Origin of the sequence: Lacibacter sediminis, assembly GCF_014168535.1 — a bacterium.
Taxonomy (GTDB): Bacteria; Bacteroidota; Bacteroidia; order Chitinophagales; family Chitinophagaceae; genus Lacibacter; species Lacibacter sediminis.
The window spans coordinates 4,441,003-4,459,190 of record NZ_CP060007.1 but is presented as its reverse complement, the minus strand read 5'-3'; the positions used below and the strand labels follow the sequence as shown (position 1 = coordinate 4,459,190).

The 18,188-nt window shown below is 39.8% G+C and carries 9 protein-coding genes; 3 read left to right on the top strand and 6 right to left on the bottom strand.

The annotated features are described in order from the left end of the window. Positions 1 to 5: 5 nt before the first annotated feature. The gene (locus tag H4075_RS18970) at positions 6 to 1,136 is read left to right on the top strand and encodes a TlpA disulfide reductase family protein (protein WP_182802391.1); all 1,131 of its coding nucleotides are present in this window, start codon (positions 6 to 8) and stop codon (positions 1,134 to 1,136) included. A 73-nt stretch (positions 1,137 to 1,209) separates the two neighbouring features. On the opposite strand, the gene H4075_RS18965 is transcribed toward H4075_RS18970, so the two are convergent. The 5 genes from H4075_RS18965 to H4075_RS18945 form a co-directional block, all read right to left on the bottom strand. After that, positions 1,210 to 2,661: a RagB/SusD family nutrient uptake outer membrane protein gene (locus tag H4075_RS18965; RefSeq protein WP_182802390.1), complete on the bottom strand. Its 1,452-nt coding sequence runs from the start codon at positions 2,659 to 2,661 to the stop codon at positions 1,210 to 1,212. Between the two features lie 20 nt (positions 2,662 to 2,681). After that, a complete protein-coding gene (locus tag H4075_RS18960) occupies positions 2,682 to 5,825 on the bottom strand; it encodes a SusC/RagA family TonB-linked outer membrane protein (protein ID WP_182802389.1) in 3,144 nt (1,047 codons plus the stop codon). 803 nt (positions 5,826 to 6,628) lie between these two features. Continuing rightward, positions 6,629 to 8,035, bottom strand: a complete 1,407-nt coding sequence (locus H4075_RS18955) for a RagB/SusD family nutrient uptake outer membrane protein (RefSeq protein WP_182802388.1) — start codon at positions 8,033 to 8,035, stop codon at positions 6,629 to 6,631. 20 nt (positions 8,036 to 8,055) lie between these two features. Beyond that, on the bottom strand, positions 8,056 to 11,052 hold the full coding sequence (locus H4075_RS18950) for a SusC/RagA family TonB-linked outer membrane protein (RefSeq protein WP_182802387.1): 2,997 nt from the start codon (positions 11,050 to 11,052) through the stop codon (positions 8,056 to 8,058). Positions 11,053 to 11,239: 187 nt separating this feature from the next. Continuing rightward, the gene (locus tag H4075_RS18945) at positions 11,240 to 13,645 is read right to left on the bottom strand and encodes an efflux RND transporter permease subunit (RefSeq protein ID WP_182802386.1); all 2,406 of its coding nucleotides are present in this window, start codon (positions 13,643 to 13,645) and stop codon (positions 11,240 to 11,242) included. 198 nt (positions 13,646 to 13,843) lie between these two features. Here H4075_RS18945 and porZ point away from each other — a divergent pair, with 198 nt between their 5' ends. Then, on the top strand, positions 13,844 to 16,144 hold the full coding sequence (gene porZ / locus H4075_RS18940; RefSeq protein ID WP_182802385.1) for a type IX secretion system anionic LPS delivery protein PorZ: 2,301 nt from the start codon (positions 13,844 to 13,846) through the stop codon (positions 16,142 to 16,144). 8 nt (positions 16,145 to 16,152) lie between these two features. Continuing rightward, the gene (gene recO, locus H4075_RS18935; protein WP_182802384.1) at positions 16,153 to 16,902 is read left to right on the top strand and encodes a DNA repair protein RecO; all 750 of its coding nucleotides are present in this window, start codon (positions 16,153 to 16,155) and stop codon (positions 16,900 to 16,902) included. A gap of 93 nt (positions 16,903 to 16,995) precedes the next feature. Here the strand turns inward: recO and H4075_RS18930 are convergent, their stop codons facing one another. Next, complete coding sequence (locus tag H4075_RS18930; protein WP_182802383.1) at positions 16,996 to 18,171, bottom strand: amidohydrolase family protein; 1,176 nt, start codon at positions 18,169 to 18,171, stop codon at positions 16,996 to 16,998. Positions 18,172 to 18,188 lie beyond the last annotated feature (17 nt).

Genomic DNA, 18,188 nt, shown 5'->3' with positions numbered 1-18,188 from the left:
TGCACATGAATAAATTATGGATCGTTGCTGCTATTGCCTTTTCGGCTGCAGCATGTGAAAACAACGGAAGTAAAAATTTTACCGTAACTGGTGAGGTGAAGAATGCACCAGCTACAGTTGTTTACCTTGAACAGATATCATTCGATAATATGCCTCCCCAAGTATTGGATAGTATTACATTGAATGCCGGTAAATTTTCATTGAAAGGAAAAGCTGCTGAAGAATCATTATTGCAGTTGCGTTTTCCGCAAATTGAAAACGGCCCTTTGTTTTTTGTCATCAATGATAAATCTGATATTACTATTGCCGGTGATTGGAATGATATCCGCAAGTTGAGTTACAAAGGTTCTCCTGCAAGCGAACGCTTACGTGAGTTTGTTGATTCACTTTCAGCTACACAACAAAAGCTGGGCAACATGCAATACGAATTGCAGAATGTGATTCAGGGGGATAGTCTTCGTAACTTGCAGCAAATGGCAATGACAAACATGGTTACATCTTTCAAAACATATGTGAAGAAAGTAGCGATGGAAGATAAAAGTCCGATGGTAAGTATGTTTGCTACCTCCATCAATACCGGAACAGATGCAACAGAAAATGAAGCGATGTATAACAACCTGTTGAAACGTTTTCCTAAACATACCGGTATTCAAACAGTAGTAAAACAATACCGTGAAAGTGTAGCTTCTGCACCGCAGGCACCAAAACAAAATACACCAGCCATTGGTACAATGGCACCCGATATTACAATGCCTGATGTGAATGGAAATAATTTTTCGTTGAGCAGTTTAAAAGGTAAGTATGTGTTGGTTGATTTTTGGGCAAGCTGGTGCGGTCCTTGTCGTGGAGAAAATCCGAATGTTGTTGCAGCTTATAATAAATACAAGAATAAAAACTTTACGATTCTTGGTGTATCGTTAGATAAAACAAAAGATGCCTGGTTAGAAGCTATTAAAAAAGACGGCCTCACCTGGACGCATATCAGCGATCTGAAATTCTGGGATAGCGAAGCAGTTGGCTTGTATGGCTTCAATGGTATTCCTTACAACGTGTTGCTTGATCCCACAGGGAAAATTATTGCAGATAATTTGAGGGGAGGTGATTTGGAAAGGAAGTTGGAGGAAGTGTTGCGGTAAAATGAAAGTATTTAAATAAAAAAACCTCTCCAAGCGGAGAGGTTTTTTTATTATCGCTGTTCTCATTAAAGTATTAATAACCTGGGTTTTGCTGACAGGTTTTATTTACCAATAATTCAGCAATTGAAATTGGCCAAATATACTGATCAGCAGAAGCAGCAACTGAACCTACTGTACCTTTTGCTGGGAATGGACTACCGGTGCGTGCTATATCAGAAGTTCTGAAGCCTTCACCGAGAAGTTCGATCCTTCTTTCAGTTAAAATTAAGGCTACCAGTTCATCCTTGGTTGCCGGAGTAAAATCAAGAATAGTTGGATCTGAACGTTTACGTATTGCATTCAGTATTGTCAATGCTCGGGCATTTACAGCAGTTCCTGCCTCATTTCTGGCCAAACCTTCCGCTAAATTTAGCATTACTTCTGCATAGCGTATCACTGGGCTCCAGTCGGCAGCATTGTTTGGATTCGGGAATTTCCGTAACCACCTTTGGCCACCAGAAACGATATGGAGAGCTCTTCTTGCGTCCAAGGTTTCATCTCTCCAGCTTGTATTCGCTGCTATTCCAGGAGCGGTTGTATTCAATGCAAACTCACCACCACCGTTCGGACCAGGATTATAATACCATCCTAATCCATTTTGTGTACCTGGAACATCCAAAGCCGTAAATGGCATAGAAAGAATCATTTCAGAGTTGGTATAATTTGTATAAACTGTAGCAACATTCGCTTGTAAGCTGTTTGCTACGCCGGAAGGCGCAACCCAGGGAGCTGCATTTGGAACAAGCTTATTTCCCTCGGTTATTACACTTGCCCAGTTACCCATGTTTAGATATACACGTGTTTTTAATGCAATTGCTGTGTTCTTGTGTGCACGTGTTGTATTTGCGGTTGCATTACCATAGGTTGATGGTAAATCAGGTTCTGCTTCATTTAAATCTTTTAAAATCTGTGTATAGATTTCCGCAGCTGTTGCACGTGTCTGATTATTTTCACCCGGCTGTTTTTCAGGAGCAAGCTTTAGAATTACGCCTAACTTACTTCCATTTCCATCCGTATAGGGTCTTGCATAGAGCTGCATCAACATAAAGTAACAAGTTGCTCTTACAACCTTGGCTTCTGCAATAAGTGAGCTTTTCAATGACGCACTTAAAGGTGCTCCCGGTACTTCATTAATAACAATATTACATCTGTTGATCGTGTTATAAACAGATGCCCAGAATCCTTGCACTTCATTGGCACTCGCAGTTAGATTAAACTGCCATGTTAGCCATGCTGTTACTGCGTTGTTGGTTCTGTTGATAAACTCCTCCCCTCTTACATCTTGATAAACTTGGTAACGACCAGCATACATTTGGCCAGATTTTAAACCAGAGTATAAACCAAATACCTGTTGCACAGCTTTTGAGGAATCAGCAAACCCCAGAATATCTGGAATTACTGTTTGAGGTATTGGTTCCAGTTTCTGTTTGTTGCAACTTGTTACAATTGCAATCAGGACCAGAAAAGACATTATTCTTAATTTCATATTCTTCTTTTTTAAGTTGATTAAAACCCTACATTAACACCGATATTAAAACTTCTTGCTTGAGGCACTGAGTTACGATCTACACTTGGATTACCGTTACCATTACCATTGGAAGAAATTTCAGGATCATAACCTGTATATTTCGTTAATGTAAAGGCGTTCAGTACTTGCGCATAAACACGGAAGCTATTAATGCCAACTTTGTCAGCAATTGTTTTTGGCACTGAATAACCTAGTGTTATCGTACGGAGTTTAAGGAAGTCTCCTTTTTCTATGTTTTCAGTCATTACTACACCAGAGCCATTTGAAATGTTATCACCAAATACAATACGAGGAATATTGGTTACATCGCCAGCTTTGGTCCAGCGGGTTAAAGCTTCTTTCGAATTGTTCCAGCTACGCATATCTCTTAAACCTGCTTTTGTACCATTGTAAACATAGTTACCACCAGAAAAGAAGAACAGCATATTTAAATCGAAGCCATTATAACGGAATGTGTTATCCCAACCGCCACTCCATTTTGGAAGGGCAGGACCAACGATAATGCCATCATTTGCCTGATCTGCAACACGTGGTGCAACTGCGCCAGTTGACACTAATGTCCAACGTGAAGCTACAGGGGCAGCATGATTGTATTGAACAGCAGTACCATCACGGTAATAGAAAATACGCTGACCATTAGCAGGATTTACTCCGCCTGTGCGCACAGCATAAAAACTACCAATTGACTCACCTACACGAATCATGCTTGGGCGTTCCAGGCCGGATGTTGCAGGTTGAATGTCAGCATTGCCGGCAGCGAGAGCCGTTACTTCATTCTTAAGAGTAGTGATGTTAAAGTTTGTGTTCCAACTGAATCCTTTCTTTTGAATAACATTCGCACCAATTGTTATTTCAACACCCTTGTTACTCATGCTTCCTATGTTTTGCAAAATAGAGTTGCCGGGAATGCCTCTTGAAGGAGCTTGAGGTTCTGCAAGGATAAGGTTATCGACATTGTTGATATAATAAGTTGCTTCAACATTGATTCTGTTGTTGAGGAAACCTAATTCTAAACCGATATCTGTCTTCTTACTTGTTTCCCACTTTAGGTTTTCATTTCCAGCTTGAGCAAAGGCTAGAGCTGGATTTGAACCATATAAGCCATTGTTATAAAAGCTCCAGAATGCAAAGTCATTGATACCTTGGTTATTACCAACCACACCATAACTTCCTCTCAACTTAAGATTGCTGAAGATCTTTGACAAACCGGAATTTGCAAAGAATTCTTCTTCGCTAAGAACCCAACCAGCAGATGCACCCCAAAAATTACCATATTTGTTCTCAGGAGAAAAAGCAGAATAACCATCACGACGTCCATTTACCGAAAGAAGATATTTTTTATTGTAATCATAGTTCACCCTTCCAAAGAAAGAAACGAGATAGTTTTCGCTAAGGAAGTTTCCGAATGGTACAATAGTATTGAATCCACCTTGGAATTCGTTATAAAATGGATCTGTAACTCCTTGACGGTTTGCACCCCAACCATCAGATTTTGTTGATTGTTGCTCGTTACCAACCAACGCAGTGATGTTGTGGTTGCCAAAGCTTTCCATGTAATTGAGTACATTGGTCCAGTTCCATCTCCTGAATGTTTGAAGATTATTGAATGCCGAACCGCCATTTGCTACGCCATCGCCATGCAACGCATTCTGAAACGATTTATTTACAACATTCAAATTATCTATACCAAACGTAGTGCGGAAGCTTAAGCCATTAATGATTTTAACATTAGCATATATATTTGAAATGACACGATCACTTACAGATTCAAACGTATTTAAATCAAGCAACACCTGGGGATTGGTAAACTGCAGGGCAGTGAGGTTGGCACCCTGGCCAATTGTGTTACTAACCGTGTTGATATTATAAGCGCCATTATTCAGATATACCGGAACGTTCGGCATCAGATTAAAGCCTAAACGGGCAATACCAGAGGTAGCAAATGCTCCACCCGGTGTAGAACCGGAGTTAACGCCAGTATTTTTTGAATTGGCATACTGAAATTTGCCTCCAAACGTAATACGATTATTCACTTTATGATCAAGATTCATCGTTGCATTCAAACGGGTAAAATCATTTTGAATGATCATACCTTCCTGTTTTGTGTAACCAGCCGAGAAATAATAAGTGGTTTTATCATTTGCTCCTGAAACACTAATATTATGATTTTGTGAGGTACCTGTTCTGTAAATAATATCATACCATTTGGTATCAACAGGGTTGCCATCAGGTCCAATGTATGGATAGAATCCTCTTGTAGTTCCGTTTGGCGGGGTTCCGGCGTTAGTCAAGCCTTCATTCTTAATAGTTTCATATTCACGACCATTTAAAACAGGGATGAGATTGAATGGTTTAGTAAAACCTACCCATGCATCGTAGTTAACACGGGCACGCCCTTGCTTACCTTTTTTAGTGGTTATGATCAATACACCTGCAGAAGCCCTTGATCCATAGATTGCCGCCGCCGCCGCATCTTTCAATACATCAATACTTTCAATATCATTGGGATTGATGTCGCCCAATGGATTATTGGCAGCGTTTCCATTACCAACGTCGCCGGAGAATGAAGCAATTCCGTCAACTACAACCAATGGGAAAGAACTTAAACTGATAGAGTTCACCCCTCGTATACGTATTACCGGAGGGTTGTTTACAACACCATTTGGAATAGTGATACTTACACCCGCTGCACGGCCGGAAAGAGCCTGGTCAAAACTTTGAACAGGTAAATCTCTTACTTTGTCGCCGCCAATGGTTGACACGCTACCTGTGAGGTCTTTTTTCCTTACAGTACCGTAACCAACAACAACAACTTCTGATAACGCTTTTTCTTCAGAAACTAGTTTAATAGAAAATTCGCTTCTGTTGCCAATGCTAACTTCCTGCGAAGCGAAGTTAACATACGTAAATACCAATACTCTTGCTGAAGATGGAACACTTAAACGGAAAGATCCGTCGGCTCCTGTTGAAGTACCAATTGTGGTACCTTTTACTGTAACAGATACCCCGGCAAGTGGAGTTCCGTCTTTGTCGTCTGTTACCTTTCCGGTAACTGCTTTGTCTTGCCCGAAGATGTGGTATGAGCACAGCAACAGGGACATCATGATTGCAAATTTTCTCATGCTAATTTAGGTTTATGAATAAAAAGAATTTCCTAACTGGACAGGCGTTTACGGATAGCGCTGGAGATGATAAGGTTTGTTGAGGCGAAAAATGTTAACCGGTCCTTATTAATGACGAATTTCAAATATAAGCTGTACGATTACATCTTGCCAAAGAAATAGACAATATTTCTTGAACAATGCTGCATACGATAAAATGGTGGGGTGCCTGACCCGGGAGTATTGAAATAATCATAAGCGAATATTTTTTCAATAAATTTTGCCAGGCAGCCTCGTAAACTAATATTATTAAATGTTTAGTTACAGCACCTGTGTCACATTAAACCAGCTATCGGCACCATGGCTACGGATATGGCCATGCCTGATGTAAATGGAAATGATTTTTTATTAAGCAGCTTAAAAGACAGATATGGATTGGTTGATTTTTGAGCAAACTGGTGCGGCCATTTTCGTGGAGGAAAATCCAATCTTGTAATAGCTTATTCATAAATACAAGAATAAAAACTTTACGATTCTTGGTGTGTCGTTAGTAAAACTAAGGATGCTGGTTAGAAGCCATTAAAAAGACGGCCTTACCTGAATACATATCAGCGATTGAAATTCTGGGATAGTGAAGCAGTTGGTTTATATGTTTCAATAGTATTCCTTACAACGTATTAATTGATCCAACAGGAAAAATTATTGCAGAATTTAAGAGGAAGTGATTTGGAGAAGTACGTGGAAAAGGTGTTGCGGTAAGAAATAATTAGTGGTTACAAAAAAACCTCTCCATTGGAGAGGTTTTTTTGTAACAGGAGAAATTATTAGTTATATCCTGAATTTTGTTGTGCTTTAATTGTTGGATTTGCATCAGTTTCCGATTGTGGAATTGGCAAAATCCTTCTGAAATTTGTGAAGTCGATAGTTCTTGCTGCAGCCGGGTAGTTTGTACTACGGGAAACAGTACGTTTTAAACGCTGTAAATCCATATAACGGTCACCTTCAAAAGCAAGCTCTTTTCTTCTTTCAGTAATAATATCTTCAAACAATTGATTACCGGTTGATGCGATCGCATCAGCTCCACGACGGCTTGTAACATAGTTTACATAAGTTAATGCATTTGCTTCGCTGGCAGGTAACGATGCTTCTGCAGCAATTAAATACATTTCACTTAAGCGTAATACTTTTGTTTCACTTAAATCACCTGTAATGGCGGGATACTTGTTTACCGTAGGAATGGCAGCACCAGCAGCAGGGCGTGGCACAACAGGGTACAATGCTTTACGTACATCAGCCGCACCAAACAAAGCATACAAATCGTCAGCTACAACTAAGTCGCCATAATTTCCTGCCTGGCTGTAGAGATATGAAAGGGCATCGAACGAAAGGTTGCCTACTGCGTCTGAAGAAACTTCAAACAAAGTTTCCAGCTTGTCTGTCCTAATTGCCGGGCTGGTCCAATAAGCAGCATGATTTGCAGCCGTTAAAGAACCAAAACCACCATTATTAATTACATCTAATGCCGCAGCTAAAGCAGAAGCCTTAGTACCCATTGTCATATGAACCTTTGCTTCCAAACCTTTCGCAGCATATTTGCTGAACTGCGAAGAGTTAGTGTATTTGGTCATTAAAGTATAAGCCTGAGTAAGATCACTAAGAATCAAAGCATAAACCTGAGCAACAGTTGCACGACCTGGTTTGTCATCAGGATTATAAGTAGTAACTAACGGTACACCGTAGCTATCGGGGGCTTCGGTAAAAGGCTTGCTAAAATAGCGAACCAATGTAAAGTATGAAAGCGCTCTCAGTGCATATGCTTCACCTTTGTATTGGCTGACATTAGCGTTGCTTGCTACTGGCGAATTAATAATATTATTCGCACGTAGAATTACAGAGTAAGCACTTGTCCATAATCCTAACGCATTACCATCTGTAACAACAAATGAGTAGGTGTTAAACAGTGTGTAACGGTTAGTGTTTACAGCATGTTGATAAGTATTATCAGCCATGATATCGCCGAGAATTGGCACTGAGCGTCCAAAATAATCCACACCACGCAATCCAGCATAAGCACCTCTTAAGGCAACCTGCAAATCTGCTTCAGTTGCTAATGCCTGTCCTGGCGTTAATGAGGTTGGGGGATTAAGTTCCAGAAACGATTTTTTGCATGATGTAAATGCAACAGCAGCTACAAGAAGCAAAAACAGTTTATTTTTTATTGATCGTATCATAATAAATCGAATATTAAATTTTAGAAAGTAATATTTAAGCCCGCAGTAATTGTTTTAGGAATAAACACCTGCAGGTTGGTTGCGCTGCCGGTACCTTGTTCTGGATCGAAAGGCAAGTTTTTGTCTTTAACCCAAGTAAACAGATTGGTACCTCTGAAATAAAACTGTGCTCCTGTCAATTTAATTTTTGATACAACAGTTTTCGGTAGCGTATAAGCTAACTGAAGATTACGAACACGAACGAAATCGCCGCTATTCAGATAGAATGAAGAGCCACCTTGGAAATTTTTATTTCCATTATAAATATATTTAGGTATGTCTGTAACGTCTCCAGGTTTTTGCCAACGATTTAATACTCTTGAAACCTTATTGAAGGTTGCACCAAAACCTGCACCTACATAATAGCTTCCCCATGTGTCATAAACAAAGTTGCCAAAGTTGTAGTACAACTGTACATCCAGTGAGAAGTTTTTATAAGTGAATGTATTGGTTAAACCACCAAAGAATTTAGGTAATGCATTCCCTTGTAAAATGCGTGCACCAGCACCGGGGTATACATTAGTTGTTGTTTTACGAGTAGCATCTGTGTACCAAAGCGGATCTCCATTTGCAGGATCTACGCCGGCGTATTCACGCAGGAAAAATGTTCTGTATGCAACACCTTGGCGAATTATGAAATTACCATCAGCAATGTCCTGACCACCAGGTAAACTTGTGATTCTATTCTGGTTGTGTGCAAAATTCAAATCAAGGTTCCAAGTGAAATCTTTCGTTAATACAGGGATTGTTTTAATATCAACTTCCACACCTTTATTCTCCATTTCACCAATGTTTCTTGTAGCAGAAGAGAAACCTGTTGTACGTGATAATGGTACATTTAGCAACAGATCTTCTGATTTACGTGTGTAGTAATCAACGCTAATACTTACACGGTTCTTTAAGATGCTGAAATCAATACCAACGTTAAATGGTTTATTCAATTCCCATGTTAAGCTCGAGTCACCTACATTAGACGGAAAGCTACCAGGCTGCTGGTTGTAGTTAGCACCGTAACCGTACAAAGGTAACCAGTCGTAGTTGCCAATACCGGCATTACCATTAACACCATAAGATGCACGGAGTTTTAACTGATTTACGAACTCAACATTCTGCATAAATGCTTCTTTGTCCACATTCCATGTACCACCTACGGAGTAGAAAACACCAAATTTGTTTTTTGCACCAAAACGTGAAGAGCCATCTCTTCTTAAGCTACCTGATACAACAAAACGATCTTGGTAGTTTAATGATACAGAAGTGAATTGTGAATTGAATGAATAATCAGAAATAGTAGCACTTGCAGTAGTTGGTCTTGCACCTGCTGCAGGATAAGTTAACAACAATGTTGGAGGATAATCCTGTGATTGCAGAGAAGAGAAATAGCCGCTAGACTTCTGACTCTCGTAACCTATTTGGGCATTTAATGACAAATCGCCATTGCGTGTAATGTTTTGATCAAAATCAAGTGTATTTGTCCAAACCCAGTTATAATAGCGGGTGTAATAAGAAAATGCACGACCATTTGATGCTAAACCATCACCATGGAACGGATTGTTATATTGATCTTCTTCGAGGAAGTTCAGATCGCCGCCATAGCTTGTTTTGAAGCGGAGGTTCTTGAGGATTTTATATTCCGCACTTAAACCACCTCTCATACTTATTTCTCTCAGGAAACGCTTGTCGAGTTCTGTTAGCGCAATAGTGTTATGTAAACCACCAAGGTTGTAGTTCCATGTACCATCTGGATTGTATGCGCTTCTTGAAGGTAACAGGAAGAAAGATGAAAGCACCGGATTACCAAAAGCACCTCCCGCCAAAGGAGCACGTTGGTTTACAAAACCACCATTTAAGTTAGCAATAACTGTTAATTTTTCAGTTGCTTTATGTGTTAACTTAAAGTTGCCGGTCGTACGCTTAAATTTAGAGTTGACGGTAGTTCCTTCTTGGATGAAATGACCACCTGAAAGAAAGAAGGTCGTACGCTCGTTACCACCTTGAATACTAAGATTGTATTGTTGTTGAGCGGCATTTTCGTTTGTAATACCCTTTTTCCAGTTAAAATCATTGCCATTACCAAATCCCAAGCCCGCTAACGTACTGTTTATGGTTGCCTGGCTTGCACCTGCATTTACTAAACCTTCTGTTGTAATAGCAAAGTATTCAGATGAATTTAGAGGGCGATAACGGTCATTCTCATAAGCAACAGAGTTTACACCATATTCCGTATCAAAACGAAATACAGTTTTACCAGCTTTACCCTTTTTTGTTGTAACGAGGATAACTCCATTTGCAGCACGACTACCATAAATTGACTGAGATGCAGCATCTTTTAACACTGTAATCGTCTCAATATCATTTGGGTTTAATGTACTTAACAGGTTGGCAGTTGTTTGCAAACGTGATGCATCGCCACTGTTGATAGGAATCCCATCAATAATCCAAAGTGGAGCAGTGCTGGCTGTAATGGAACTAGCACCACGAATGAGAATGTTCTGAGCAGCACCTGGTTGGCCAGAAGCGGCAACAGATTGCAAACCAGGCACACCGCCCTGAAGAATTTTGTCTACAGAGCTGAATGGTTTGTTTTCAATGTCTGCGGCCTTTACTGTGGCAACAGATCCTGTAAGGTCACTTTTCTTTTTTGTTCCATAGGCAACTACTACTACTTCCTGTAAATCTTTATCGGTTGATGATAAAGAAACAGTAAAGCTGCTTCTGTTTGTTACATTCATCTCAACTGAAGCATAGTTCACAAAAGAAAATACTAATGTTCTTGCGCTTGAGGGGATACTTAATCTAAAATTTCCGTCTACGCCAGTTGTAGTTCCGATTGTGGTCCCTTTAACCGTAACCGAAACACCAGATAAAGGTGTTCCGTCTTTTTCGTCTGTTACTTTTCCCGTAACAGTTTTTTCTTGTGCAAATAAGTGCAGTGCGCACATCATGAGCACAATCGTCATGCTTACAAGTTTTCTCATACTCGATTTAGGTTTATTAATTAAAATTATTTCCAAAACTGTGGGGTGTTATTAGTCAGTTAGTTTCACCGACCAAAGAGGTCAGGAGCCTTTTTTACGTAAGGATGCCAAATATAACAGCTAATGTTAAGATTTGTTAAAGGAAGACAGAAAAATTAGACTGATGCTGCTTTTTACTGTGCTTTTTTTATGAACGGTATGTCCTTTTTTTACTTGTAGTGATCAACAAAACCGGTAGAAGAACAAGGTTAGTGATCATAGCAACTAATAATGTAAGTGAAGTGAGCCAACCCAATGCCTTCGTACCACCAAAACCGGAAAAACAGAAAATGATAAACCCCGCAACCAACACCAACGAGGTATAAATAATACTGATACCCGTTTGGCGAATGGTTTGTTTTACTGTTTCCTGAACATCATGTTTATGAAGTGGCAGTTCCTGTTTGTAATTTATTAAAAAGCGTATCGTTACATCAATGGCGATACCTAACGCAACGCTGAAAACCAATACAGTACTTGGTTTCAGCGGAATGCCAACCCAGCCCATCACCCCGGCTGTGATCACCAATGGAACAATATTAGGAATGAGTGAGCAGATAAGTATACGGAAAGAACGGAAGAGATACAGCATGCAAATTGCAATCAACAAAAATGCCCAGAAAATACTTTCTTTCAATCCATTAATGATAAAGCGGCTGCCTTCAACAAAAATGATACTTGTTCCTGTGAGTTGAATATCGGCTGTACGTTTGAGTTTTGATGAATCAATATCTGCTGGTTTTACTTCGCCTTTGTTTATCATTAATGCATATGTAAGACTGTCTCCGTTAAACAACTCTTCCGCTTTTTGTTGAACGGCTGCAAGAATTTTCGGCAAGCTGTCGCTGCCTACATCTGCCATGTTTACACTAATGCGTGCTTTTTGCTGTGTACTATCCATGAAATTGGCCACCAGCTTTACAAAATTGTTATTCTTATTGCTGCTGTCGCCCTTCATTCGTAAGTAAGGTGCAAGAAAAGCAAGATCGAATTCATTCGGCACCGTGTACATATTACTGTCGCTGTCGTAATAAGCCTGGCGTGCAAATTTCAAACCTTCTGTTACTGCCAATGCTTTTCCGATCTCAGGACGGCTTTGCAGGTAGTACACCAACGAATCAATATTTGTAAGGCTTTTGATACTGCGGGTTACACCTTGTTTACGTTTTGTATCAACTACAATTTCCAATGGCATTACACCGGAGAAATGTTTTTCAAAGAATTTTAGATCAACATATAACTTATCATTTTGCGGAAGGTCATCAACAATATAACCAACACTCTTCAATCGCATTACTCCAAGTACAGATACAATAATTAAAACAGCCGTTGCAGTATAAATATATTTTGGATGATTGAATACCCAGTTCTCGATGCGCATCAACCAGCGATTAAGGCGTTCATTTTCCAAATAGCGAACGTGACGTTGCTTTGGCGCAGGTAAATAACTCAACACAATTGGAATGAGTGTAAAGGAGATCACAAACAACACCATGATGTTGATACCGGCAACAATACCAAACTCACGCAGGATCTGGCTTTTGGTTAATGCAAACACGGCGAAACCAATAGCTGCAGCAATGTTACAGAAGAGAGTAACAATACCCATGCGTCCGATCATGTTCACCAGCGACTGATGTTTATCTCCCGTCTTTTTATATTCCGTATGAAACTTGTTGAGGAAATAAATACAGTTGGGTATACCGATCACCACCATCAATGGTGGGATCAATGCATTTAAAATGGTGATCTTATAGCCAAAGAACACAATTGTTGCAAGGCTCCAGATAACACCAATCACCACAACAGCCATGCTCAGCCACATTGCACTGAATGAACGGAAAAATATCAGTAGGATAAGAGCCGATAGTAATACAGAACCTAACAGAAAAAATTGCATCTCTTCTGCAATACGTGTACTCATTACTGTACGCACATGTGGCAAACCACTCAAATGCATCGTGACCTTTTGCTTTTCTTCAAATGCAGTTACCAGTTTTACAATACCATCAACGGAAGCATTTCTTTTCTTAGAATTCAACACTTCTTTATTGAGCCGCACAGCGATCATGTACACATTGCTGTCGGGATTATAAAACAAGCCTTTATAAAACGGAAGATTGAAGAGTATTTGTTTTGAGCTGTCTAATTGCTCCTGTGTTTGAATTGTATCAGGGAAAATAAGTGTGGTCTTCAATTTTTCTGTTGCAGAATCTTTCACAAGGTTAACAGCAGCGCTGATGCTTAACACATCTTCTACACCTGTTACTTTCTTCATTTCTTTCTGCAAAGAAGTGAACGATTGAAAGAAACCGAGCTGGAACAGATCGTTCTTTTGAAAGCCAACTACCAGCAAACTTCCGTCTTCACCAAACTTCTGCTTAAATGCTTCGTACTCGAGGTATTTTGGATGATCAAGCGGAATAGCCTTTGCAAAATCATAACTACGCTGCACTTTCGATGCAAAAAAAGTCATGACAGCCGTTGAAAGAAGAACAGTAATAATTAAAGGAAGCCTGTTGCGCAACACCCATTTACCCAGTTTATACCACATGCTATTCTGATACGTTTTTATTGAAGTAAAGCAGCGCAAAGAAACGCCATTCTGCCTGAACAAACGCATAAAATTTACCTCGTATTCGCTGCAGACAAGGCTTCTCCAACAAAGCAGACCGTTGCTAAGCCGCAAATTGAGCTGTTTAAACAACCCTCGGCTTGAGCCTAGGCAAAAAGCCGTTAAATTTGAAAGCTCATGAAGCGTTTGGTTATCCTTTTTTACATTTTACAGTTGGTTGCTGCAAACCTAAAGGCACAACTTGCACCAATCGGTCAATGGCGTGAGCATATGGACTATCGCTCGGGCAAAAGGGTGGCGTTGGCCGATGATAAAGTGTATGTAGCAACAAATTTCGGCGCTTACAGTATTGGCAGGGAAGACGGAGAGATCACCAGGATAAGTAAAGTAGCCGGATTGAATGACGTAGGTGTGCGAACACTCAACTATGATGCTGCAGGAGAAAAATTAGTAATTGCATATAACAACAGCAATCTTGATGTCCTGTACCGCAATGATGTCATCAATATACCCGACATATTCCGCAGTACAGTAACAGGTGATAAAACAATTTATAACATCAGTTTTCGTAACAACAAAGCTTACCTCAGCACAGGTCTTGGTGTAATTGTAGTTGACTTGCAGAAGTACGAGATCAGCAACACATTCATTATTGGTAATAACGGATCAAATGTAAAAGTGAATGGTTTTGCGGCTGATGCAACACGCTTTTATGCTGCAACAGAAGAGGGATTAAAAGTTGCAAATCAGAATGCCGCAAACCTGAATGATTATCGTAACTGGACAACTGTAAGCGGAACAAACGGGTTACCTGGAGGTGCGGTTCAGCAAGTGTTCAACATCAACTCCACAATTGTTGTTCAGTATTTCAATACGATTTATGTAAGCAATGCCGGCAATTGGCAAGCTGTTTACAATGATAGTTGGCGATGGGAATCGGTGAATGTAAGTGATGCTGTTATTCTTATAAGCGAAGAGCGATTTGGATGGAATGAACGAAGAGTTTTGTCGATTACTTCAAACGGAGTTATCAATGCAACTATTCAAAACAATAATGAGCTGCGTTATCCATTCCATGCAGTTAAGAGTGGTGGAGAAATATGGATCGCCGATTTTGAAAAAGGGCTGGTGAAAGCCGAAGGAAATTTGTTTGAACGTTATGCTGTTAATTCACCTTATGGTCCGCTCGATGGCGAAATGTTTTTCTTCAACAACAAATTGTATGTAGCAGGTGGAAGTATTAATGACGCATGGAACTATCAATTCAATGGTACTGGTTTTTTTACGTTCGATGGTAATGAATGGAAAGATTATAATCGAACGAATTTATCTTTTATGGATACAGTCTTTGATGTTATAACTATTGCTGTTGATCCTCGTGATGAAACAATTTATGCAGGATCGTTTGGTGGAGGTTTGCTTGAATTCAAATCAGCCACACAATACAAGATCTACAAACAGAATTCGTCGTTGAATGTGGCCATAGGCGATCCGAATAATTATCGTGTGGGAGGTATGGCATTTGATGCTGCCAATAATTTATGGATCAGCAATTTCGCTGGCTCAAATAATTTTTTGGTGAAGAAAGCAGATGGAAACTGGCGTGCATTTCGTGTGCCGTTTTTAATACAGGACAATATGGTTGGGGCAGTATTGATTGATGATGCTGATCAGAAATGGATACAGGTGCCGCAGGGAAATGGATTGTTCGTTTATAATCATGGAACGTCCATTGATAATGCAGGTGATGATCGTTGGAAATGGTTTCAAACAGGAAGGGGCAGCGGCAACTTGCCGAGCAATGCAGTCAATTGTATGGTGAAAGACAAAGATGGTTTTATCTGGTTGGGTACAGATAAAGGAATTGCTATTATTCAATGCCCCGGCGATGTATTTACAACGAATGGATGTGAAGCTTTTCAGCCCGTTGTACAACAGGATAATTTTGCAGGATTTCTATTCGAGAATGAAGATGTGCGGGCAATAGCTGTTGATGCTGCCAATCGTAAATGGGTTGGCACACGGAACGGTGTTTGGCTAATAAGTGCTGATGGAGAAAAAGTGTTGGAACGTTTTACTGCGGAAAATAGTCCCCTTTTGAGTAATGCAATCATTCGTATTGCAATCGATCCAAAAACTGGTGAAGTATATTTCTCCACCTTCAATGGTATTTGCAGTTATCGTGGAGGAGCAACAAAAGCAAATGAAAACCCTGATAAAGTAATTGTGTTTCCAAGTCCTGTACCCCCTAGCTACAATGGTAACATTGGTATTCGTGGGTTACCGGAAAATTCTATTGTGAAAATTGTAGAGTTGAATGGACGATTGGTTTATCAAACAAGATCATTAGGCGGACAGGCGATTTGGAACGGAAAAGATTACAGAAATCAACGGGTATCAAGCGGCGTATACATGGTATTGGCAAAGGATGAATTTGGTGCAGAAAAACAAGTGGGTAAGATTGTATTTATAAAATAACGTGAACGTTGAGCAATGTACTCCATAAAACAAAGGCAGTTATTTTACGTTCAGTAAAATATGGCGAAACAAGTTTAATTGTATCGGCCTATACGGAGTTGTATGGATTACAAAGTTACATTGTACAGGGGGTGAGAGCCAGTTCAAAAAAAGTTACTGCGAAAGCAAATTACTTTCAACCAGGCGCAATACTTGAACTCATCGTTTATCACCATGATCTTAAAAATCTGCAACGCATCAAAGAATTTCGCTGGAGTTATTTGTACACAGAGTTATTTGCTGATGTAATTAAAAACAGTGTGCTGCTGTATATGATGGAGTTGCTGCAGAAATGTGTAAAGCAACCTGAGAACAATCCTGATCTTTTTTACTTTGTTGAAGAAGCATTGATGCAGTTAGACAAGGCTTCGCCTGCTGTTGCAGCTAATTTTCCTTTATACTTTTCATTGCACCTTACCAATTTTTTCGGTTTTCAGATGAACACCGAAGATGCAGAACGATATAACATTTTTGATCTGCAGGAAGGAAGTTTTACCGAGCATTATCCGCAACACGTTTATTATATTGAAGGCGAATCTGCAAAACTCATCAACGAATTATTAAAAGCTATGCAGCCAAATGAGTTAACCGAAATCCCCATGAATTATCTGCAACGCCGTCAGTTGCTTGAAGCAATAGAAGTGTATTACATGTTTCATATGCCCGATTTTTCGAAGATGAAAACATTGCCGGTATTACAGCAGATCATGGAGCCGTGATGATGAGTGATGAGTTGTAGTCCTGAGCGTAGTCGAAGGAGATGGTGTAAGTCAATCGAGCGTAGTCGAGATTGACGAAAAAGGGATAGGTTATCATACTATTCTTTCAGAACTGCTGAAGTCTTCTGCAAATAAAACAACACCTGGTTGTTTCCCCTTTTCAAAACTTCCTAATTCATTATCCCATTGTAAAGCTTTCGCACCATTGATTGTTGCCATCTGCAAAGCCTGTTCAGTTGATACAGCTGTATGCTGCAGTAAGGCTTGTATCTCTTTTGCAATACTTAACTGCCAGTTGCTGCTGTAGCTGTCAGTACCCAACACTAATTCACAATTGTGCTGTTGAAATAATGAAACAGGTGGCACTTGATTTTCTATATATAAGTTTGCATTTGGGCATAAACAGTACACAAGTTTTAATCCTTGGGTCGTTGCATATTCATTTGCCCAAACAATATCTTCTTCGGGCATGAATGTATTATGCACCAGGAAAATTGTTTGGCCATTATTGAAAAAAGGTAAATAAGAACTGATACTGCTTTTTCCTGTTACAGGAAAAGGTGAAGCATCAATACCAAATACACGAAAAAGTTTTAAAAAATCTCCACCACCCGTTATATACAATTCGTCTTCTTCGGGATTTTCCTGGTTGTGAATTGAAATGATCTGTCCGGCCGTTGCTTCATTGATCAACTGAAATGTTTTTGCAGATACACTGTATGGCGCATGCGGAACAAGAGAAGTACGATGTACGAAGTTGGAAGTACGAAGTACCGTATTCAACTCGTTTGCTATTACCTGATAATTATTGATGTTTTCTTCAGCTTTCGCATCATAAAAACCCAATACTTCCACAAAATTCTGCCAGCGGATCTTGCTTTTGCTTTTTGTAAATGCTGTATCGGCCGTATTGCCAATATCTCCCACGGCAACTGTTCCGTTTTTAAACATTTCTTTTTCGGCTTCTGCAATAGCAGCTGCAACGATATCAGCTTCAAAACCACGCTTTGTTACTACAGAACACAAGAAATCGATCAAACCGGTATGTGGTGGAATCACATTTTTTAAATGACTTAATTCCAAGTGGCAGTGGCAGTTGATCAACCCTGGCGAAAGAATCCCTTTCAATTGTTCAACATCAGCACCGGCATCAGCAAAAGCTACGATATCAAGTACAACGCCTTCTTCATCTGTAACCAATACATCATCATCGTTTCTGAACCTGTATCCATCAAACAACCTGTCTGCTCTTAATTTCCTGTAGCGCATGCGTTAATTCATTTAAA